The organism is Streptomyces sp. NPDC056231 (genome assembly GCF_048270745.1).
In the GTDB taxonomy this organism is placed as follows: Bacteria; Actinomycetota; Actinomycetes; order Streptomycetales; family Streptomycetaceae; genus Streptomyces.
In genome coordinates this window covers 13,337-32,725 of sequence record NZ_JBLVKW010000082.1, presented here as the reverse complement: position 1 = coordinate 32,725, position 19,389 = coordinate 13,337, and the positions used below count along the sequence as shown (strand labels likewise).

Sequence of the window (19,389 nt, the reverse complement as noted above, 5' to 3'; positions counted from 1 at the left end):
TCACGGAACTCCGCGTCGAACTTCCGTCGCTTCTCTCCCATGACCCCCAACTTCCCCTGCAGTCACGGCCTCTACGCTACGAGGGGAAGGTCAGATGGTCGTCACCGACACGGCCTCGTACAGCGACATCGTGTTCGGCTTGCTCACCCTGGCTGGGTTCACCTACGCCTCGCAGCTGGCGGACCAGAAGATGTGGCACATCGACCGCGCCGCCGACTACGGCTCCCTCAACGACGTCGCCCGCGGCGGGATCGCCCTGGAGCGCATCGAGCGGAACTGGGAGGACGTGCTGCGGATCATCGGCTCCATCCACACACGCGCCGTACAGGCCTACGACGTGATCCGCAGGCTCTCCCGCTACGGCCGCCCCACCCCACTGGGGACGCCATCGCCCACTACGGCCGGATCGCCAAGACCCTGCACATCCTGCGCATGGCCGACGAAAACCGTCCTACCGGCGGCGGATCAAGCCCCAGACCAACCGGTAGGAAGGCCGCCACGCGCTGGCCCGGAAGATCTTCCACGGCCGCGTCGGGCAGCTCTACCAGCACTACCAGGAGGGCATGGAGGACCAGATCGGCGCGCTCGGCCTGGTCCTCAACGCCCTCGTGTTGTTCAACACCCGCGACATGGACGCCGCCGTGTCCACCTTGCGCGCCGACGGCTTCGACGTCCGCGACCAGGGCGTCGCCCGCCTCTCCCCCGTTCCTGCGGCACCACGTCAACATGCTCGGCCGGTACTCGTTCCTCCTGCCCGAGATGCCCTGCGGCCTACGACCGCTGCGTGTCCAGGGCCGAGAGGATCAGGAGTGAGGGGCGCCTACCTTGGAGGCCGCGCCGATCAGTGCCACTCGGGCATGATCGCTTCGTTGTAGCGAGAGCCGGCCGCGCCGTGCGGGAGGATCTCCTTGATTCGGGCTAGGTCATCGGCGGTGAGGGTGACCTGGGCGGAGGTGACGTTCTCCTCCAGGCGGTGCGGGCTGCGCGTGCCGGGGATGGGGACGATGTGGTCGCCCTGGGCGAGCAACCAGGCGAGGGCCAGTTGGGTGACGGCGATGCCCTTGCTGTCGGCGAGCGCGGCGAGGTCCCGGACAGCGGCGGCGTTCTTCTCGTAGTTGCCGGGCTGCCACCGGTCGTCGTGGCGGCGCATGTCGTCGGCCGGGTAGTCGGCAGCGGGCTTGACGGCGCTGGTGAGGAATCCTCGGCCGAGGGGTGAGTAGGGCACGAACCCGATGCCGAGCTCCCGGACCACCGGCAGGACGTCCGTCTCCACGGCCCGTTCGAACACGGAGTACTCGGTCTGCAGGACAGATACCGGGAAGGTGGCGTGGGCCCGGCGGATGGTGTCGGGCCCGGCTTCACTCAGCCCGAAGTACCGTACCTTGCCTTCCTCGATCAGATCGCCGACCGCGCCTGCCACCTCCTCGATGGGCACGTCGGGGTCGACGCGGTGCTGGTAGAGCACGTCGATGTAGTCGGTTCCGAGGTGGCGGAGGCTGTTCTCGGTGACCTCGCGGATGTGTTCGGGACGACTGTCGAGCGCGTTCCAGAGCTTGGCCGGATCGCTCAGGTCGTAGCCGAACTTGGTGGCGAGGAGGACCTCGTCGCGGAAGTCCTTCACCGCGCGGCCGAGCAGCTGCTCGCTGCGGCCTGTGCCCAGGCCGTAGATCTCGGCTGTGTCGAAGAGTGTCACGCCGAGCTCGTGGGCGCGGCGGATGGTGGCGATGCTGTCCTGCTCGACCGGTGCACCGTAGGCGACGGTCATGCCCATGGTGCCCAGACCGATCGCGCCGGCCTGGAGGTCCTGGCCGCCCAGTGTGCGCAGCGGGAGGTTCTGTGTGTTCTGTGCCATGCCCTCGACCGTAGGAGCGGGCTGCAGGGAAAACATGGGGCAGCTCGCGCATACTATTGCCTGATCCTCTCAGAATGGAGGTTCGTCGTGCCGGACCGACTGTCTGCGGCCATCGACCGGCACTGCCTGGGTACGACATCGGACACGAAGGTTCCCCGGCTCTCCCTGATCTCGGTCGACGAGCCCGTCGAGCCCAGCGGGCAGCTCTACGAGCCGATGATCTGCTTCGTTGCCGCCGGTGCGAAACGCACCACGGCGGGAGACCTCAGCCTTGTCGCATCCGCGGGTGAAATGCTCCTCACCACGATCGACCTACCAGTCGATGTCAGCCTGGAGACGGTGCCCTACCGCTCCGCCGTACTTCACCTCCACGGTCCGTCGATCGCCGACCTGATCGTCGAAATGGACGGCGCCGCCCCGGTCTGCGCACCGGCCACGGCGGGCCACCTCAAAGCCCCTATGACGCCGGAACTCTTGGAAGCCGTCACCCGCTGGGTCGAACTCCTCGACGCCCCCGGGGACATCCGTCTTCTCGCCCCCCGGCACGAGATCGAGATTCTCTACCGGCTCCTGGGCAGTTCCCTGGGGCCCATCCTGCGCCAGTGGTCCCTGGCCGACTCCACCACGAGCCGGGTCCGGGACGTCGCCAGGTAGATCCGCGAGCACTACACGGAGCCGATCAGTGTCGACATGATCGCCAGCGAAGCGCGCATGAGCCCCGCCAGCCTGCACCGCCACTTCAAGGCCACCACGGGCATGAGCCCCCTCAAGTACCAGAAGCAGCTACGGCTCCAGGAAGCCCGCCGACGCCTGGCGGCAGGCGACAGCACTGCGGCCCAAGTCGCTCATGCCGTCGGATACGTGAGCCCCACCCAGTTCAACCGCGAGTACCGCAGCGTCTACGGCCGGCCGCCGGGACAAGACGCGGCCCGGCTCCGTTCCCGCCCAACCCAGGCTCCCGCACGGCGCTGATCTGCCGACGGACCGGGCGTACTCGCCTTGACGGCCTCGGCTATCCGCTGGTCCAGGCCGTCGATCCCTTCGGTCAGGTGCTGGATTCGGCGGGCCAGCAGACGCAGGGTGTGCTGGGCAGCTGTAGCAGGCCCGGTCGCGTCCAGAGCTTCCAGTACGGCGCACCGCTTGATCAGGTGCGGGTTGGTCAGGCTGGCCAGGGCCTCGCGCAGGGCGGAGTCGGCCCAGACCAGGACGCTCTTGAGCTGGTTTGACGGCCTGGGTACGGGACTTGATCACGGATCCCTTGGCGAGTTTGAACAGCCGCAGCATCTGCACCGGGGCTGTCACTCGTCTTGGCCGTAGCGGTGGCGCGTCCGGACAGTACGGCGCGGGCGGCGGCCTCGGCGTCGACGACGTCGGTCTTGCCGTGGCGCCGGCGGGCGGCCTGGTCCGGCTGGTTGACCTCCGTGACCTCGATTCCCTCGGCGTGCAGGTGGCGGGCCAAGGCCGCCCCGTAAGAGCCGGCGCACTCGGCGCCGGCACGTCGCACTACTTCGAACGAGCGGGCTCAGGCGACGAGTTGGCGGTATCCCTGCGCGTTCGCCGGGAAGCTCCGGCCTTCCAGGGCGGCACCGAGCATGGTGATGACAGCCGCGGCATGAACGTCCTTGTGGGTGTCCACGCCGAGCAGGACCTCCTCGGCGGCATCGGCCGGGATGTGACACGGGGCAGCAGACTGCGTGATGCTGGGCAAGGTCGCCTTCTCCTGATCGCCTTGGGTGCTGGTGGCCGTCGCCGGGCCGGGGCGGTCAAGACTGTGACGGTGCCTTTCGCGAAGGCCCCTGATCCGTAGTGAAGGTGGTGCCAGAGGGCCGCAGTTGGGCTTATGGGCTGCCTGTGTGACGAACGCCTGGCCCCGGGCCCATGGGGTCTCCCGATGCGAACACGCGATGAAGGGCTTCCGCTCCGTCGGTGCAGCCCAGCGGTTCCTGGCTGCGCTCAGCGGCATCTCACCCCACTTCCGGCCCGGCCGCCACCCGATGACAGCCCCCGACCACCGAGCCGAGATGACGATGCGCTTCGCCATCTGGGACCAGATCACCGGCGCTGCCGACCGGTCCAACACAGCCTGACCCCAGGCCCGAAGCGCAAGCCCACCAAGCCCGGAGCGCTCCATCAGGCACTCACACACCCAACAACGTGGCAGCGCCATGGGGCGAGCCCTGGTGGCCGAGTTGGCTCGGCAAGCGGCTGCAAGCGGTTCCACTCGGATCTGCCTGAGTGCCGAGCAGGGTGAACCGCGCGCCCCGCCCCTACTTTGACAGGTTCCGCCGGCCTGTCACCCGTATGGAGTAGTTCCGCCTCGCCCGATGGATTTAGGAAGAGGTAGTCTTATGTACAGGGCATCGGGTTTAAAGGCGCACTTGATCTGGCGTGATGTCTACGGTTTCAGATGCGGTGCTTAATTTCACCAGGATGCTGGTTCCGAAAAGGCCATCCACCGTACCGCACCAGCAGATCACTTGGCCCCCGATAGATGACTCGACCTGCGATCGAAATCGATCACGACTGATCGCAGCATCCAGCAGATTGCCTAAACGGCTCCCGAGGTCCCCGCATATGTGAGGGTGCGGCGCGAATCAATCCTTCTGCCACCTGCTTCGATCGGATTCAAGGGTCGGCTGACGTAAGTACGGCCCTCGCGATCGAGGGGAACGATTGAAGGGAATGAGAACAGTGCAGATCACGGGCTTCAATCCTACGAATGGCCCCGTCGACACGAGGGTCACCTTGTCGCTGACGGATATTCCGTCAGATGCGAGCATCAACAACACCACGGTGCTGCTGAGCGGATCGCCTACGGTCGATGTGACTGCTGTCGACACACGCGCCGGCACCATCAACGTCACTATTCTGGCCAATTCGCAGAGCGGCGACTTCGAAGTGACGGTTCAAAGCCCGACAGGTCCCGTCAGTGCCCAGAGCGCGACCATCTTCACCGTAAATGCAACGCCTGGGGCGGCGCAGATTACCGGCATGCAACCGCGCACAGCCATTCGGGGTCAGACACCATTGACCCTGTCTGGTCAGAACCTCAACCAGATCAAGTACGTGCGCATCGGCAACGTGAATGTCCTGAACGTGACGCACCTGGACTCTGAAATGGTCCGCGTGACGGTTCCTGTCGCCGTACAACTCGGTCAGCAGCGTGTCACCGGACAGACACAGGATCGCCAGGTGAACTGCCCCTACACCCTCACCGTGCAGTAGCCGAACTCCGTCACAGAAAGGAGATGGCATTCATGGCCACCCCGCAGGATGTGATCGACGCCTGGGCGGATATCACGACATGGGTGCAGGACACGCTGCCTGAACTGGCGCAGCAGCAGAGTTTTCCTGTGGAAACGTACGATGCCGGCGACATCGGCGCCTGCAGCGTTTTCAACAATCCCGGGGCGGGCTCGGTGGGCTGGGGTAGTGACGGTGACGCCACCGTTACGCTGACCTCTCTCAAGATCGCCAGCATGTCCGGTGTGAAGATCCAGACCGCAGCCGCAGTGGACGGCACCACGGTGCACCTGCCGTTGTCGTTCTCCCAGCTCGGAATCTCCGGCAACTACAGCTATGGCCAGCCCTGCGCGTACTACGACTTGGGAAAGAAGGCGGATTCCGCAACAGCCAGCGGCCACGGCGCCATCGTCCAGACCATCAGCAACGACTCGCTCTACTACGCTGCCAAGTTGGGAGACACCGTGACCCTGAGTAATGTCGTGGTCAATGGTGTTCCGACGGTCACCATCACCCCGGATACGGGTGGGATGCCTTCCTGGCTGGTAGCGATCGGCAACTTCTTTTCCACTTTCAAGGAGGAGGATGCGCTGCGCTCGACGCTACAGAATGTCTTCCTGACTGCTGACTTCAGCAAAACGTTGATCGCGTTGCTCAACCAGCGGATAGGTGAGCGAACATGACTGTGAATCTGGAGAGCTCGACTGTCGACGTGCATCTGCAGACTCCCTCTGGGGATGTGTCAGTCGGCCAGTTCAGCCTGAACGACGGTCAGGTCACGGGAACGGATCGCCGCGGCATCACCTACCGAGGTACCTGCACGCTCATGCCGGACGGCGGCCTGAGCGTCGAGCTGATGGCCAGTGTGCCGGCCGGTACCCGAATCGGAGAGGGCAAGGTCACCGACACGGACGCCGAGCACAAACTCGCCTTCCACCTCAACCAGGAACAGGTGGCCGGCCAGCAGACCAAGGCGGTCCTGCTGTCCGGATTCGGCTCCGCCGATGTGCGATTCGATGTGCGTTGACAGAGCTTTGCCGTGTCAGCGCCCGAGGGCGCCCACCGCAACCTGATGCACACTGCACCGACATACCGGTACCCGCTCACGTTCGACTGATCCCGCTTTGTGGAGAGACGTTATGACCGGGAGCCAACAATCGCAGCCGCAGAACCCGCTACAACTCGGCCAAACGCTATATGAGGTACTGGATGTCACGGTCATCGGCACCCCCCGGAGCGCGCCTGCCGCCCGCTATAACCGAGTGATATACAACGCGGATGGTGGCAGCCCGGTCGAGCCGCTCGACCTGCAAGCACAGGATCAGATCCGGGACGTCAAGGCGGCCACCAATATGCACGCCGCCGTGCAGAACGTCTATGTGCTGACAGCCGACAAGATACAGATCATCGGAAGCGAACACGGCAAAGCCACCTCGCGAACCTGGCCCGTCTCCAACCTGACCAACATCGTGGATCTCGATCCGCAGCAGATTCAGGACCCGCACCTCCTGCTGTTCGGCCAGGATGCACAGAGCATCTTCCTGCAATCGCTCGATTGCTCCACTGGGCACCTGTCCAGCCCATTGTGCCTGCCGACCACCGTCAAGGGCAGCGTGGTGGGCGCGCTGCTGGCACGCAATCAACTCGATGCGCACGCGATCGTCTGCACCGTGTACAACGGGCAGTTGACGGTCAACGATCTCGGCTCGAGTGTGCTCGGTGCGAATCCAGCGATGTCATCGGTCAACACCATTTCGCTGGGCGTGGTACAGAATTCGGCTGTCGTCGACATCACCACAGCCTCGCTGGCAGCAGGCACTTCGGACCAGCAGGTTGTAGTGACCTATCTCGATCCAAAGGGCGTCCTGAACGTTACTGTGCTCGGCTGGACCAAGCAGACTCTGGTTTCGGTCGCGACGGCCACCCCTGATCTCAGCTTCGCCCCGCCCGAGGGCTCAGTGTTCCGGGTGGCCGCCGGCGACCTGCTCGGAAATGGCGTCGACCAGCTGGTGGTCGGATACAGCGCGACCTATCAGTCGGTGAAGGGCTGCGCCGCGCTGTTGCTGTTCGAGCTGGAGGAGGGGGCCCACGGTACTCAGAGCCTGAAGCAACTCAGCAAGTACGCCGCCGCGAACACTGGTTCACAACCTCTCGCCTCAATCGACCTGCACTTGGCGGTGGGTCTGTTCGGGGAGGCACTGCCTCCGGACCAGACGGCGGTATCGGCCGATGCGCCCGCGGGAGTGCTGGGGGTGCTGGTCGTCGGTGGTGGCGCCACCTTCGACCAGCTCATGAAAGGGGAGGCTTCCATTCTGGCCGGCCTGGTGCCTGTTGATGCGGTCGGGAAGACGTTCCCAGGGTTGAACAATTCGCCCGGCCTCCCACAGCACCTGACGGACGTGATGACCATCGACTACCAGTCCGGTTTCTTCGCGTTGCCGAGCGATGTCACTGGGCGGAGCGTGATCCTCGGTCCGCCGACGCTCAGCCAGTCGGTGGGCAAGGGGCAATTGCTGGCCGTCATTCAGGCGCCGCCGTTCGAGTCCGGTGATGTGTCGAGCAGCAATCCGACCCTCACCTTCGGCCAAAGCGTCTCCAAGGTCACGGGATGCAATGTCTCGTCGAACAAGGTATGGACGTTCAGCCAGGACACCGGCCGTTCCATCGGAATTTCCGGGCAAACCTTGGGGCAGCACGTCAGCAACTCCTATGGCTACGGCTTTGACCAGCTCGACGACTACTCCACCAGCAGGCTCGTGCAGTCGACCACAACGATCTCCGTGGACGACCTGATCGTGCTGTACGCCATGAGCTACTACGTCTGGACCTACCCGGTCTACCGCAAGGCCGGCCAGGATGCCCCGGACGGCACTATGGCGGTCATTTTCCCGATGACGCCGGAGCCGGTCCAGAGCAGCATCCCCGCGAGCGATCCCAGCCTGGGCTACATACCACGCTCGCAGAACGGCGTCCTGTTGAGCTATGTCAACCTGCAACCGGACGGTTACGACGAGTCCCAACTGCTGTTCAATTTGACCAACATGTCGGTAACCAACGAGCCCGGCGGAAGCACCCTGAACTACGACCAGACCCAGATGGTCAGCGAAAACATCAGCAAGTCATTCATGGTCCACAACTCCACGACGGACAGTGCGCACTTCTCCATCAGCACCACCCTGCTCGACTACATCCCGATCGATTTCGGACTGGACCTGAGCGAAGGACAGACATATTCGGAGTCGGACGTGCAGACGACGATGCTGTCGCACACCACCACCATGAACATCACCGTCACGTCGGGAAGCGTCAAGGACATCGGATACGAATACCAGATCGCACCCTATATTTATTACCATCAGACGATGGGATGTCTGATGGTAAGTTATAAAGTTGCCATGCCCGGCAAACTGTGGGCCAGGTATTACGGACCGCGTGTCATGCTGCAGTCGCTGTACCCAAATTCAACCGATCCGGTGTTGCAGGGGTTCAGCCGATCGATTTCTTTCCAGGACAACAACGACGGCACGGTCGGCGTCAAAGTCGAGGTCTTCAACAACAGCTTGAAGGAGATCCAGAATGTCGCCTGCGAGTTCTACCACGGCGCACCGTCGGTAGTCGACAGCAAGCTAACGCCGTCTGGGAATATGGTCGGACGCCAGAGCTTGGAAACGTTGCTGCCGACTGGGCGCGCCACGATGAGCATGAACATGAGTTTGCAGCAGAAAGATCAGGTGGTTGTCGTTGTGGTGTACGGCGTGCCGGCGCCGGACGGCACGCAGGTGCGTGAGGTGTATTGGGGTATCTACCCGCCCTCAGCCTTCGCTGACTGGCATGCGCAGCAGGTGTCATTACCGGCCAGGGAAGGGTGACCCGGCTATGAGATTGTCGGCCGTCGAGCGGGCATCGTGTGGATTCGCCGAGGAAGGTGCGAATGATCTGGGACCGCTTCCGGGCGGGATTTCCTCCGACGCTGCCACAGCGGTGCTGCGGGCCCGGCAGTTCGGTCGTGACTTGCACGTGACCCGCGCGGCCAGGCGTGCCGTAGCCAAGCTTCGTGCCAGCGCACCGGAAATCGCCGAGGGCGGCCGCCTCGGGCTGATCCTCGCCACCGAGCGTGGCGACCAGCATATGGTGGCCCGGCGCACCGCCGATGTGGCCCAGCGGATGAGCCTCGGGGAGCGGGCGCCGACCGATCTCTTCCGGGCGATCGCCTACTTTCCGGTGGGCCGGGTGGCGAAGAGCATCGCGGAGAAGCTGCAAGCTTGGGGGCCGGTCGTCAGTGTCCCCGCCGACCTCGAGCGAGCTCGGACTCTGGCTGAGGTGTGGTTGACGGCCGGGCGTGCCGAGCAGGTGGTGCTGGTGGCTGCCGACGCGACGGCCGATGGTGCCACGGCGCACGCGACAGCGGAATTGTGGCTCGGAGGCCGGCGAGCCGACACCGCGCCGGCTCTCACCATGACCGCCTATGTCCAGCGGCCGCACCAAAGCGAGGGCGTGTCGTGCGCGGAGCTGGCCGGCCAGGTCATCGAAACGCTGGCCCCGGCCGGCGGCCGGCGTACCGCACTGATCGTGGGTTCCATGCTCGGCGACGCGGGCGAGTCGTTGCTCGCCGAGGTGTCTCCCCGTGACCCCGGTCCGCCCTTGGAAGGTGCCATCCGCTCACTGGCGGGCCGGCTTGGCTTCGGCGAGCTGTTCGTCCTCATAGGTTCCTCCGGGGCCAGCATGACCGCCCTCGGGCTGGCCCAGGACCTCATAGCACTGGACCGGGCCGACTCTGTCGTGGTCTGCGGCGTCGATCTGGTCCACGGCGTCCTGGCACAGGCCCTGGGGCTGCTCCGCTGCGACGACCTGCCGCACATGCGCGGAGGAGCAAGCGCCCTGATGCTGCAACCAGGGACGTCAGACGGCGGCCACCCCATCCTGCAGGCATGCTCACTCGTCAGCCCAGCCGTCCCGTCCCAGCCCACCGTCGCGATGGACCTTGCCGGCGTCGCCACCGGCCTGCCGAACGGCAGGAAGCCGTCGCATGTCGTGCTCAGCGGACTGAGCTCCCTCGATCTGCAGGGCGCCGAGCAACTGGCTGGCCACGTCTGGCCAGGCGCCCCGATCTCCAGCCGCGGCGACGTTCGCGGTGTCGGCGACGATGTCCTCCGGCTGGCAGGAACGGCCAGTGGCCTGGACTTGCCCATGGGCATTGTCGGGGTCCACGCCCTCGGCGGGACGGGATGCTGCCTACTGACTTCGGCGCCTTGAGGAATTTCCAGCAGCAGCTCGCACCGTCCGGGATCAACGACTCGGTGAACCGCCCCGGTTCGAATGGAGACTCGATTTCGTGAAAAGATCGAGTCATGGCACGACCTTCCCGTTACCCGCCTGAGCTCCGTTGTCCCTTTCCTCGTAGCGTGGAGTCCGGGATTGCAGGGGAAGTTGAGGTTCATGGGAACCGACAAGCGGACGTACGACGCCGATTTCCGTGAGGGTGCTGTACGCATCCGTCCGTCATCGGCCGGAGCCCAGCTTCCGTGCTGCACCACTTGCCCTGCTACAGAGATGCCCTCTCCCTGACAGAGGACACGTTGACGCCAACACCCGCTGTTCCAAGGGGCGTCAGCACTTGATCACTTCCTGCTCACAGCAACTCGTCAGTCCAGCTTCGACACCTGGTAATGGACAATGAGCCACTCGTCGGCGACACGCCTCAGGACCACGCCGAGAGTGACCCTGATGGTCGGCCGGTCGGTGAACGAGAAGTCGACACCCAGGTATCCGAGCAGGACATCCCCGGCCAACTGTCGCGTTTCCAGTACCTGGTAGTCGGCCGTCAACCCGAGAGGTTGGGAATCGTAGTATTCCGCGACCCCCTGACGGCCGACGACGTAGGGACGAAGTCCCTGGAAGATGGCATCCTCGGTGAAACATGACGCGACCTGCTGCGGTTCGTGTGCGTCGATCCCGGACTTCCACCGGTCCATGACGCCGCACAGGATCGAGTCCTGCACTGCTGCGCTGTTCATCAGGTTCTCCTCTCATGAAGGGGCCGCACGGGCGGCACCCGATGGTGAATATTGCCTCGCTGGTGGAACATGTCTGCTGTCTGGACGACGGCACCATGCGGGCGGTGGATCCAACATTGCTCCCTGCCGCCGCCGCAGGGAGCAATGGGCATGGAAAGCTAGGCGGCGTAGCCGTTCGGGCCAGGGTCGTTGGGGTGCGGCTGTACGGCGGTGACCACCGCGGTCATCCAGGGCCACAGGGGCAAGGTCCCAAGGACCTTCTCGCGCAGATCCGCCTCGTCGTCGGCGCGCCACACACCGATGCTGCGGAGCTCACCCACCGGGCGCCACAGCCGGTCCAGGTGGCCGGTGGAGGCAAGTTCCTTCGCCCGGACAGCCTCATCGGCGCGGCGCCGGCTGACCTCGGCAGGGTCGGTGCCCTCGGGTACGTTCGTGGTCAGCTCGACCAGGAACTCCTTCATAGTTCTTTCCTCTCTCGGTTCTCTAGGGGGGCCTCGGGGCGGTCGGAGCCGCCTGCGAGAGGCATCGTGCGATCCCGGCGCCGGACACCCTGCATTGCGCCCAATGGGGCACATGGTCGCCCGTCACCACCGGATGGTGGGGCGTGGCCACGCCGAGACAGCCCATCGTCGTGGTGAGCGCGGGAACCCAAGGTCCACGTGACGCTCGGCACAGCCGATGGCGGGGACGCAAGGACCGGCAAGGTGGAGCCTTCTGTCGTCATCGGCACCCACCCTGCGGGCGACCGCGTAAGGGCCTCCTGCGAAGAGGGAGTCGCGGGTCTGGTGCTGCCGGCAGGACAGCGTTCGTGGTCCGGCAGGCAGCGGTGCTGATGTGGCCTGTCAGGGCCGCTGGGGCGGCGCCTGACAGGCTTGCGTTCAGCAGGTTGATCAGGCAGCGGCCTTGAGCTGTGCGGCGACCTTGATGACGCGTTCGGCCTGGATGCGGGCGGCGGTGCGGGTGGTGTCGTCGACGGGGTTGTTGCCCTGGGCATTGACGTGGGAGGTGCCGTAGGGGTTGCCGTCGTTGAACTTGGCGGGGTCGGTGAAGCCGGGGCTGACGGTGATGCCGCCGAAGTGGTGGACGGAGTTGTAGAGGGCGAGCAGAGTCGACTCCTGGCCGGCGTGGGCGGTGGCACTGGAGACGAAGCCGCTGTAGACCTTGTCGGCGAGCTTGCCCTGGGCCCAGAGGCCGCCGAGGGTGTCGATGAACTGCTTGAGCTGGGAGGAGACGTTGCCGAAGCGGGTGGGGGTGCCGAAGAGGACGGCGTCGGCCCACTCTATGTCCTCGGGGGTGGCCTCGGGGATACCTGCGGTGGCGGCGTGGTTCGCGGCCCAGGCCGGATTGGACTGGATGGCGGCCTGCGGGGCCAGCTCGGCGGCCTTGAGCAGGCGGACCTCGGCACCGGCCTTGAGGCCGGCATCGTGGAGCTCCTTGGCGATCTCGGTAATGGTGCCGGTGGAGGAGTAGTAGACGACGGCAAGCTTGACTGGGGTGGCCACGCGGGCTCTCCACTTCATGGGGAACTCAGTTTCGTTTCATGGGGGATTTCGTACGGTCGAAAAGCCGACCGGTCAACTATGTTAGTCGACCAGTCGGCTAGTAGCAAACTGTCAGAGCCGTCAATCGTAAGAGTCTGGGCTAGGAGTCATGCGTGCTGCCTGGGCCCCGGCCCCTGCGGAACCGCCCAACCGTCCGCTGCGACCCTGCGCGGCATCCATTGAATCCCGGGTGCACTCGCAAGTCCCGCCCGATCGGGACAGCTTCCTGACCGGCAGATTTTCGGCAGTCGTGGCCCCCGTTGCTGCCGATGTGCAGGTGTCAGGCGTGGTGCAGCCCGCAGCAGGCGACGGCGTGCTCCACAGCGGCGGCCATGGCCTGCTCCCCTCGGCGTTGAGGTACACCGGGCCGCCGAGGGTGGGGCGACCCTGCGCAGGGGCCAGCCGTCCTCGACGATGCAGCGGGCCAGGCGCAGGCGTCCGATCTCGGTCAGGGGTACCGGCCTTGGCGCCAGCGGGCTGCGATGGGCCAGGGCACGGCGCCGCTGTGGGGAAACCGGGACCGGGTTGGTGACCGGCCCGTTGCCCTGGTGGGCGTGGAACTCGTAGAACCCGCTGACCGCCGACAGTGCGTGGTTGATCGTCCGCGGTGCGTAGTCGGCACGCAGGACCAGCTTCCCTGTGCGCAGGTTCACCGAGCCCGGAGCCGGACCATCTGCCGACTTGTGTTGTCGTTGAGGGTTCGGAGCCGTCCGCAGCCACCCCGCCAGCACCGCCGTCTCGGCCTCGGTCGCCCTCTCCCAACCGACGCCCAGCAGCCACAACAGGAGGAACCAACGCAGCAGCCCATACCCGTAGCTGCGGACCGTCAGCGGACTACTGTCGTTCAGCGCCAGGTCCCTCAGGTACGCGGTAGCCGGTTCGCTCTCGTCGTCGTACCCGTTAAGGACGATGTACGGGGAATGCACCCTCCTGGCCGGGACCACCGTGCCGACGCGGGGAACGTCCGCCCCCCTCCGTCAGTTCATGACGCAGATCCACTTGCAGTCTTCTCGTTGATTTCGGGTACCAGCACCGAGACCAACGAGGAGACGTGGTGCAGATAACTGTGCAGAAATCGCAATCCATACCACGCCAGAAGACCCTCACCCATTTCAAGATCAATCAGCCGTGAACTCTGTCACCAACCTCCGTGGACAGAACACCTAGAGCCGACTGGCAAGCCGAGCAAGTACCCGCTCAGCAGGCTCACTCCTCGCCTCGCGGTGACCCGTTCCGGCCCACAGGTGGATCAGCCGGGTGTCTCCGGCCGCGGTGGCCGCCTTGCGCAGCGGGCCGGTGAGGTGGTGCAGGGCGGGGTAGCCGGCGGGAGCGATCGCGTCGAAGCGGTCGGTGAAGTGGTTGCGCAGCGCGCGGGCGGGTCGCCCCGTGAAGGCGCGCGTGACGATGGTCGTCTCGAAGGCGGGGTCCACGAGAGCCGCCTTGTGCGGCGCCGATGCTCCGCTCTCGTCCGTACGCAGGAGGAGGGTGCCAACCATAACGGCTTCCGCACCGGCATGCAGCGCGGCCGCCACATCGGCCGGGGTGGCGATTCCTCCGGTGGCGATGACCGGCAAGGTGACAGCATCACGCACTTGGCCTACCAGCTCGGGCAGCGGCACGGGCGTGAGCGGTCGCTCGGGCGTGAGCGTGGCCGAGTGCCCGCCGGCCGTGGACGCCTGCACGATCAGTGCGTCGACTCCGGTCTCCGCCGCCCGGCGTGCCTCGTCGGTCGAGGTGACGTTCTGCAGGACGGTGGTGCCGGCCCGACGCAGGGCACCGACGACCACGCGGTCGGGGATACCGAAGGTGAAGGAGACCCAGGGGACGGGACTCGCGGTCAGCAGGTCGACCTTGTCCGTCCACTGATCGTCGTCCTCCACAGGGTCCCCGTCGGTGAGCTTCAGCCCATACAGCTCGGCCTCGGACTGCACCACCTGGGCGTAACCCCGGTACGCCTCGGCGGAGACGGGGACTGGGTTGGGGACGAACAGGTTGACGCCGAACGGCACTCCGTCCGCCCGTGCGGCGTGGATCTGCCCGGCCAACGCCTGCGCGGTCTTGTAACCGCCGGCGAGAAAGCCCAGGCCGCCGGCGCGCGCGGCCGCCGTGACGAGTGCGGGTGTACTCGGTCCGCCAGACATCGGGGCTGCGAGGACCGGGAGGTCGATTCCGAGATCGGACAGCAGTTTGCTCATGACAACTCCTCCTGGGGTGCAGGTGTCAGGCCGTCGAGGCGACGGGGGGCGAGGTGGTGCGGAAAGCGGATGCAGACAGCGGCGGCCGCGACTCCCGCGATTGCGACCATGGTGCTGCTCAGCAGGAGGGCCTGGTGGTAGCCGTGACGCAGCAGGGGCGCGGCCAGCAGCGGGCCGAGGATCTGGCCAGCGCTGTATCCGGCGGTCAGCAGGGCCACGGCGCGCGGCACTTGCAGATGAGTGCCGATCGACAGGGCGATCGTGCTGACGCCCATGAATGTGGCGCCGAACAGCACGGCGGAGACCAGCGCCGGGGCAACGCCGCCGAGCAAAGCCGGCAGCGCGATGCCGACAGCCTGGATACTCAGCGAGGTGAGCAGTAGCGCCGGTCGCGACCAGCGGCGTGCCAGGCGGGTCCACAGGGCGCAGGAGGGCAGGGCGGCGAGTCCGACCACGATCCAGGCGCCGTTGCCGAGCCAGCCCTGGACGCCTTGCTGGATCGCTGCGACCAGGAAGGTGCCGGCGATGATGTAGCCGATGCCCTCGAAGGTGTAGCTGGCGAACAGGGCGATGAACCAGCGGTGGGTGCGGGGGCGTTCGGCCGGATTGTCGGCTTCAGCGGCCTCTGTTTCCGGTTCGGGGGTGAGGGGCCAGGCGACGGCCGCGAGCAGGGCCGCCAGCGCGGCGCAGGCCCACCAGGCAGCCTGCCAGGTGGACGCCGCCTGCACGACCACCACCAGCAGGCCGGACAGGGTGATTCCGGCGCCGACACCGCCGAAGGCCCATCCGACCATGTGGTGTGCGTGCGCCTGCAGGCGGGAGAGCATGGCGCTGACGGCGATCACGAACACCAGCGCGCCGGCGGCGCCGGCCACCAGCCGCAGCGCAAACCAGGCGGTGCCGTCGTGCGTCGCCGGCATGAGCGCCAGTGTCGCGACCATGACGGCCAGCGAGCCACGCAAGGTCGCGGTCGAGCGTACGACGGCCGGGACGGCGATGCCGACAAAGGCGCCCGCGAGGTAGCCGATGAAGTTCGCGGTGGCCAGGCTCGCCCCGAGCCCCGAGGACAGACCTGCGTGGGCGTGCATGAGCGGCAGGATGGGGGTGTACACGAACCGGCCGATCCCCATACCCGCGGCGAGCGCTGCCGCGGCCTGGGCCACGATCGTCCAGGGGGACTCTCTGCGCGGGCGGGTGGGGGCTGTTGGTCGCGCTACTTCTGGCCTCATGATCACTTTCCCTCGGCGTTCAGCAGCCACCAACCACGCTAGACAGCCCGCGAATGCTTGTGAAATGCCGGTTAAGCTGCTGCTATGCACGGCGGGCATGGATCCGAGAAGAAGGCACGATGAGCATGGACGTCGAACTTCGTCACCTGCGGGCCTTCACGTCTGTGGCACGACACCGGTCCTTCTCCCGGGCAGCCGAGGAACTGCTGATCACGCAGCCGGCTCTGAGCCGTACGATCGCGCAGTTGGAGGGCAACCTGAACGTCCGCCTCCTCGACCGCTCCTCTCGGCACGTGGAGCTGACGGCCACCGGCGCCGAGTTCCTCGTCCACGCCGAGCGTGTCCTTGCCACCCTCGACCAGGCCCTGGCCGTCGTGCGCCACAAGGCCACCCTCCGGCTCGGCTTCAGCTGGCTGCTGCCCGACCCCTGGGCCCAGCAGGCGGTGAGCCACTTCGAGCAGGACACCGGAGCCTCGGTCACCCTGACCCGCACCGACGATCCCCTTCAGGCTCTGCGGCAGCGCACCGTCGACATCGCCCTGGTCCGCGGCGACTTCGACCCGCCGAGGGGAGCACGCACCGTACACCTGTACGACGAACCGCGCATCGCCGTCTGTTCCGAGCGCTGCGATCTGGTCCGTCTCGACCACCTGGGCTGGGCGGACGTCCGGCACTGGCCCCTGGTCGTCAACACAGTCAGCGGCACCACCGGCCCCTGGTCCTGGTCCATGGACCAGCGCCCGGAGCAGATCATCGAGACAGCCAACTACGACGAATGGCTTGAGACGGTGGCCGCCAACCGTGGCATCGGCATCGTCCCCGAGGTGGCGCAGCGCCGCACCCAGCACCCCGCCCTCCGTTTCATTCCGCTCACCGAGGCGCCGCCCAGCCCGGTCAGTCTTGTCTATCTGCCCGACGCTCAACGGGCCCTGATCCGCCGGTTCCTGGACGTCGCCGTAAGGGCGGAGCACGAGTGAGCCGACGTCCCGGGTGAGATGATCAGCATCCATGTCTGCCGGACATGGATGCATCACGACAGGCATTTCACGCGCGTGCGTGAGGTTCTTATCCTCGACGGCATGAACGAAGCGATCGAGACGACTCAGCGAGGACAGCGATGACGACAGCAGGGCTGCTGCCACGTCAGGAATGCGCGGTCATGGTCTTGGGCGGTCCTACGGCCGTCATCGACATCGGCGGCCTGCGCATCGTCACCGACCCGACCTTCGACGCCGCCGGTCCCCACGGATACCTCACCAAGACGGCCGGGCCCGCTGTCGGCGCGGATGAGTTGGGCCCGGTCGACCTCGTGCTGGTCAGTCACGATCTGCATCCTGACAACCTCGACGAGCACGGCCGCGCCTTCGCGCTGGCCGCCCCGCTGGTCCTCACCGGTCCCCGTTCCGCCAGCCGGCTCGGCTCCCCGGCGGTCGGCCTCTCCCCCTGGACGAGCCATGCCCTACCGCGCGCGGACGGCAACGGCGATCTGAACGTGCTGGCCGTTCCTGCGGTCCACGGTCCCGAGGACGGCGAGCGCGACGCGGACGGAAACGTCAACTGCGAGGTTACCGGGTTCGTGCTGTCGGGACATGGCCTTCCCACCGTCTACGTGAGTGGCGACAACGCCTCGATCCGTACAGTCGCGGAAATCTCCGACCGCGTACCGGACATCGGCGCAGCCGTACTGAACGCCGGGGCGGCACGCGTGCCCGCGAAATTCGAGGGTCGGCCCCTTTCCTTGGACAGCTGCCGAGCCGCGGCGGCAGCAGCCGTGCTGGACGCGGGCATCGTAATTCCGGCCCACTACGACGGCTGGGCCCACTTCGCCGAAGGGCTGACGGACATCGAGTTGGCGTTCAGCGAAGCGGGCCTGTCCCCCCTCCTGCGGATCTCGCCGCACGGAGACTGGGTGGCCCTGCGCCCCTGAGCAGTTATGCAACTCGGCCGTGTGAACTTGGCGTTCACGCGGCCGAGTTGTCGGCTTTGCTTGGTCAATACCCGTTTTGCCATGCGGGAGTGCGGTCCTTGTCGAGAAACACGCCCTTCGGCAGGCCTGCCTCGGTGAGCAGCTTGCCGTGCTCGGAGGTGATGGCGGCCAGCCGGTCCGCCTCCCACTCGACCAGATCGTTGAACAGAGGCTTCACCGGCGGCAGAGACGTCATCGTGTGGTCGGCAGCCAGCCGGCCTGACCGGCGCACACATCGGCCCGCCGAGTCGGTGCTCCCGTGCGGGTGGGCCGGCCGGGACGCCGCCGGATCAGGAACGGCTCAGCGGCGCTTGCAGCGGCAAGGAGGTCGGCCGCGAGCGCCCGCTCACACGGGTTTGTAGGACTGCAGCGCTGTAACAGATCGGTGCACGGTCTCGGTATGTCCGAACAGACCCGGAAGCCCACCGGTATGGAGGAACACGGTGCGCCGGCCCCTGCGGATGTCGCCGTCCCGGATGGCGGCGATCAATCCGGCCATGGCACGCCCGCTGTAGACGGGGTCCAAGACGATGCCCTCAGTGGCTGCGGCGGTCTTCATCGCTTCCAGGACGGGTTCGTTGAGTGCCCCATAGCCCCCGCCGACCTGATCGGTACGGATTCGCAGGGAGTCGGGATCGATGCTGCGGCGGGTGAGTGCGCTTGCGAGATCGGCTACGGTGACGGCCGGATCTGCCACCGCCCCGCAGTGGATGCCGAGGACACGCTCCTCCCCGAGTGCACCGACCAGACCGGCCATGGTGCCCCCGGAGCCGACTGCCACGACAACGTGTTCCACGTCGGGAAGCTGGGCGCGAAGTTCCTCGCCGCCTTCTACGTATCCCTGTGCTCCGAGAGGACTTGAGCCTCCGAAGGGAATCAGATAGGGCACTGCTCCGTCGCGGCTCAACTGTCGGCACACATCTGCGGCGACGTCGGCCATGCTGCCGGGATCGTTGTCCCCCGCCCAAAAGACCCTCGCTCCGAGGAGACTGTCGAGAACAAGGTTGCCAGAGCCGTTCGCCACGCTGTCAGGTGTTCCCGGAAAGACGAGCACGACGTCAAGTCCCAGGCGCGCACCCGCGGCTGCGGTGAGACGGGCGTGATTGCTCTGTGCGGCACCGGTGGTGACCAGGGTGTCTGCGCCAGTTGCCAGTGCGGCACCGACGGTCCATTCCAGTTTACGGGCCTTGTTGCCGCCTCCTCCGAGGCCTATCAGGTCGTCCCGCTTGATCCAGAGGTCGTTCTCGCGCAGGCCCAGGGCCGCTGCGAGGCGAGGCATCGGCTCCATCGGTGTGGGCCACGTCGCCAGGGCGATCTTGTCACTCATGAAATCTCCATCCGGACTAGCG

General features: G+C 66.2%; 18 protein-coding genes and 3 pseudogenes. 11 read left to right on the top strand and 10 right to left on the bottom strand.

Going from position 1 to position 19,389, the window contains the following annotated elements:
- Positions 1–91: 91 nt before the first annotated feature.
- Positions 92–813, top strand: a pseudogene (locus ACNPQM_RS36825) (Tn3 family transposase); the annotation flags it as partial.
- A 28-nt stretch (positions 814–841) separates the two neighbouring features.
- On the opposite strand, the gene ACNPQM_RS36820 reads toward ACNPQM_RS36825, so the two are convergent.
- Complete coding sequence (locus tag ACNPQM_RS36820; RefSeq protein WP_418087363.1) at positions 842–1,852, bottom strand: aldo/keto reductase; 1,011 nt, start codon at positions 1,850–1,852, stop codon at positions 842–844.
- An 87-nt stretch (positions 1,853–1,939) separates the two neighbouring features.
- Between ACNPQM_RS36820 and ACNPQM_RS36815 the strand changes: the two genes are divergently transcribed.
- Positions 1,940–2,506: an AraC family transcriptional regulator gene (locus ACNPQM_RS36815; RefSeq protein ID WP_418087362.1), complete on the top strand. Its 567-nt coding sequence runs from the start codon at positions 1,940–1,942 to the stop codon at positions 2,504–2,506.
- Positions 2,507–2,824, top strand: a complete 318-nt coding sequence (locus ACNPQM_RS36810; protein ID WP_418087365.1) for a helix-turn-helix domain-containing protein — start codon at positions 2,507–2,509, stop codon at positions 2,822–2,824.
- 550 nt (positions 2,825–3,374) lie between these two features.
- On the opposite strand, the gene ACNPQM_RS36805 is transcribed toward ACNPQM_RS36810, so the two are convergent.
- Positions 3,375–3,560, bottom strand: coding sequence for a hypothetical protein (locus tag ACNPQM_RS36805; protein WP_418087361.1), 186 nt, complete (start codon positions 3,558–3,560; stop codon positions 3,375–3,377).
- 187 nt (positions 3,561–3,747) lie between these two features.
- On the opposite strand from ACNPQM_RS36805, the pseudogene ACNPQM_RS36800 reads away from it, so the two are divergent.
- From ACNPQM_RS36800 to ACNPQM_RS36775, 6 genes and pseudogenes are all read left to right on the top strand, one after another.
- Positions 3,748–3,939 (top strand): annotated as a pseudogene (locus tag ACNPQM_RS36800) (IS6 family transposase); the annotation flags it as partial.
- Positions 3,940–4,543: 604 nt separating this feature from the next.
- The gene (locus tag ACNPQM_RS36795) at positions 4,544–5,077 is read left to right on the top strand and encodes a hypothetical protein (RefSeq protein ID WP_418087360.1); all 534 of its coding nucleotides are present in this window, start codon (positions 4,544–4,546) and stop codon (positions 5,075–5,077) included.
- A gap of 32 nt (positions 5,078–5,109) precedes the next feature.
- Positions 5,110–5,778: a hypothetical protein gene (locus ACNPQM_RS36790; RefSeq protein ID WP_358863521.1), complete on the top strand. Its 669-nt coding sequence runs from the start codon at positions 5,110–5,112 to the stop codon at positions 5,776–5,778.
- Entirely contained in the window at positions 5,775–6,122 is a 348-nt protein-coding gene (locus tag ACNPQM_RS36785; RefSeq protein WP_418087359.1) for a hypothetical protein, read from the top strand. The genes ACNPQM_RS36790 and ACNPQM_RS36785 overlap by 4 nt, the downstream gene beginning before the upstream one ends.
- Positions 6,123–6,234: 112 nt before the next feature.
- Positions 6,235–8,964: a hypothetical protein gene (locus ACNPQM_RS36780; RefSeq protein WP_418087358.1), complete on the top strand. Its 2,730-nt coding sequence runs from the start codon at positions 6,235–6,237 to the stop codon at positions 8,962–8,964.
- A 142-nt stretch (positions 8,965–9,106) separates the two neighbouring features.
- The gene (locus tag ACNPQM_RS36775) at positions 9,107–10,348 is read left to right on the top strand and encodes a hypothetical protein (protein ID WP_418087357.1); all 1,242 of its coding nucleotides are present in this window, start codon (positions 9,107–9,109) and stop codon (positions 10,346–10,348) included.
- Positions 10,349–10,737: 389 nt separating this feature from the next.
- Here ACNPQM_RS36775 and ACNPQM_RS36770 read toward each other — a convergent pair whose 3' ends face one another.
- The 6 genes and pseudogenes from ACNPQM_RS36770 to ACNPQM_RS36745 all read right to left on the bottom strand — a co-directional run bounded on the left by ACNPQM_RS36770 (position 10,738) and on the right by ACNPQM_RS36745 (position 16,074).
- Entirely contained in the window at positions 10,738–11,109 is a 372-nt protein-coding gene (locus ACNPQM_RS36770) for a YybH family protein (RefSeq protein WP_418087356.1), read from the bottom strand.
- Between the two features lie 158 nt (positions 11,110–11,267).
- Positions 11,268–11,570: a muconolactone Delta-isomerase family protein gene (locus tag ACNPQM_RS36765; protein WP_358863294.1), complete on the bottom strand. Its 303-nt coding sequence runs from the start codon at positions 11,568–11,570 to the stop codon at positions 11,268–11,270.
- A gap of 429 nt (positions 11,571–11,999) precedes the next feature.
- Positions 12,000–12,611, bottom strand: a complete 612-nt coding sequence (gene wrbA / locus ACNPQM_RS36760) for an NAD(P)H:quinone oxidoreductase (protein WP_418087355.1) — start codon at positions 12,609–12,611, stop codon at positions 12,000–12,002.
- A gap of 418 nt (positions 12,612–13,029) precedes the next feature.
- Positions 13,030–13,498 (bottom strand): annotated as a pseudogene (locus ACNPQM_RS36755) (site-specific integrase); the annotation flags it as partial.
- A gap of 315 nt (positions 13,499–13,813) precedes the next feature.
- On the bottom strand, positions 13,814–14,845 hold the full coding sequence (locus ACNPQM_RS36750; RefSeq protein ID WP_418087354.1) for an NAD(P)H-dependent flavin oxidoreductase: 1,032 nt from the start codon (positions 14,843–14,845) through the stop codon (positions 13,814–13,816).
- Complete coding sequence (locus ACNPQM_RS36745) at positions 14,842–16,074, bottom strand: YbfB/YjiJ family MFS transporter (RefSeq protein ID WP_418087353.1); 1,233 nt, start codon at positions 16,072–16,074, stop codon at positions 14,842–14,844. The genes ACNPQM_RS36750 and ACNPQM_RS36745 overlap by 4 nt, the downstream gene beginning before the upstream one ends.
- A 125-nt stretch (positions 16,075–16,199) precedes the next feature.
- Here ACNPQM_RS36745 and ACNPQM_RS36740 point away from each other — a divergent pair, with 125 nt between their 5' ends.
- Both ACNPQM_RS36740 and ACNPQM_RS36735 read left to right on the top strand, forming a co-directional pair.
- A complete protein-coding gene (locus tag ACNPQM_RS36740) occupies positions 16,200–17,051 on the top strand; it encodes a LysR family transcriptional regulator (protein WP_418087352.1) in 852 nt (283 codons plus the stop codon).
- Positions 17,052–17,191: 140 nt separating this feature from the next.
- Positions 17,192–18,001 (top strand): MBL fold metallo-hydrolase, encoded by an 810-nt coding sequence (locus ACNPQM_RS36735; protein WP_418087351.1) that lies wholly within the window; start codon positions 17,192–17,194, stop codon positions 17,999–18,001.
- Between the two features lie 64 nt (positions 18,002–18,065).
- Here ACNPQM_RS36735 and ACNPQM_RS36730 read toward each other — a convergent pair whose 3' ends face one another.
- Positions 18,066–18,236 carry a hypothetical protein gene (locus ACNPQM_RS36730; protein WP_418087350.1) on the bottom strand — a complete coding sequence of 57 codons (171 nt, stop codon included), beginning with the start codon at positions 18,234–18,236 and terminating at the stop codon, positions 18,066–18,068.
- A gap of 150 nt (positions 18,237–18,386) precedes the next feature.
- Positions 18,387–19,367: a D-cysteine desulfhydrase family protein gene (locus tag ACNPQM_RS36725; RefSeq protein WP_418087349.1), complete on the bottom strand. Its 981-nt coding sequence runs from the start codon at positions 19,365–19,367 to the stop codon at positions 18,387–18,389.
- Positions 19,368–19,389: the final 22 nt, after the last annotated feature.

What these genes read in the sequence shown, in the direction of transcription:
- ACNPQM_RS36820 (WP_418087363.1), bottom strand. Translation starts at nt 1,852, where the DNA reads ATGGCACAGAACACACAGAACCTCCCGCTGCGCACACTGGGCGGCCAG.
- ACNPQM_RS36790 (WP_358863521.1), top strand. Translation starts at nt 5,110, where the DNA reads ATGGCCACCCCGCAGGATGTGATCGACGCCTGGGCGGATATCACGACA.
- ACNPQM_RS36785 (WP_418087359.1), top strand. Translation starts at nt 5,775, where the DNA reads ATGACTGTGAATCTGGAGAGCTCGACTGTCGACGTGCATCTGCAGACT.
- ACNPQM_RS36780 (WP_418087358.1), top strand. Translation starts at nt 6,235, where the DNA reads ATGACCGGGAGCCAACAATCGCAGCCGCAGAACCCGCTACAACTCGGC.
- ACNPQM_RS36770 (WP_418087356.1), bottom strand. Translation starts at nt 11,109, where the DNA reads ATGAACAGCGCAGCAGTGCAGGACTCGATCCTGTGCGGCGTCATGGAC.
- ACNPQM_RS36765 (WP_358863294.1), bottom strand. Translation starts at nt 11,570, where the DNA reads ATGAAGGAGTTCCTGGTCGAGCTGACCACGAACGTACCCGAGGGCACC.
- ACNPQM_RS36750 (WP_418087354.1), bottom strand. Translation starts at nt 14,845, where the DNA reads ATGAGCAAACTGCTGTCCGATCTCGGAATCGACCTCCCGGTCCTCGCA.
- ACNPQM_RS36745 (WP_418087353.1), bottom strand. Translation starts at nt 16,074, where the DNA reads ATGAGGCCAGAAGTAGCGCGACCAACAGCCCCCACCCGCCCGCGCAGA.
- ACNPQM_RS36740 (WP_418087352.1), top strand. Translation starts at nt 16,200, where the DNA reads ATGGACGTCGAACTTCGTCACCTGCGGGCCTTCACGTCTGTGGCACGA.
- ACNPQM_RS36735 (WP_418087351.1), top strand. Translation starts at nt 17,192, where the DNA reads ATGACGACAGCAGGGCTGCTGCCACGTCAGGAATGCGCGGTCATGGTC.
- ACNPQM_RS36730 (WP_418087350.1), bottom strand. Translation starts at nt 18,236, where the DNA reads ATGACGTCTCTGCCGCCGGTGAAGCCTCTGTTCAACGATCTGGTCGAG.
- ACNPQM_RS36725 (WP_418087349.1), bottom strand. Translation starts at nt 19,367, where the DNA reads ATGAGTGACAAGATCGCCCTGGCGACGTGGCCCACACCGATGGAGCCG.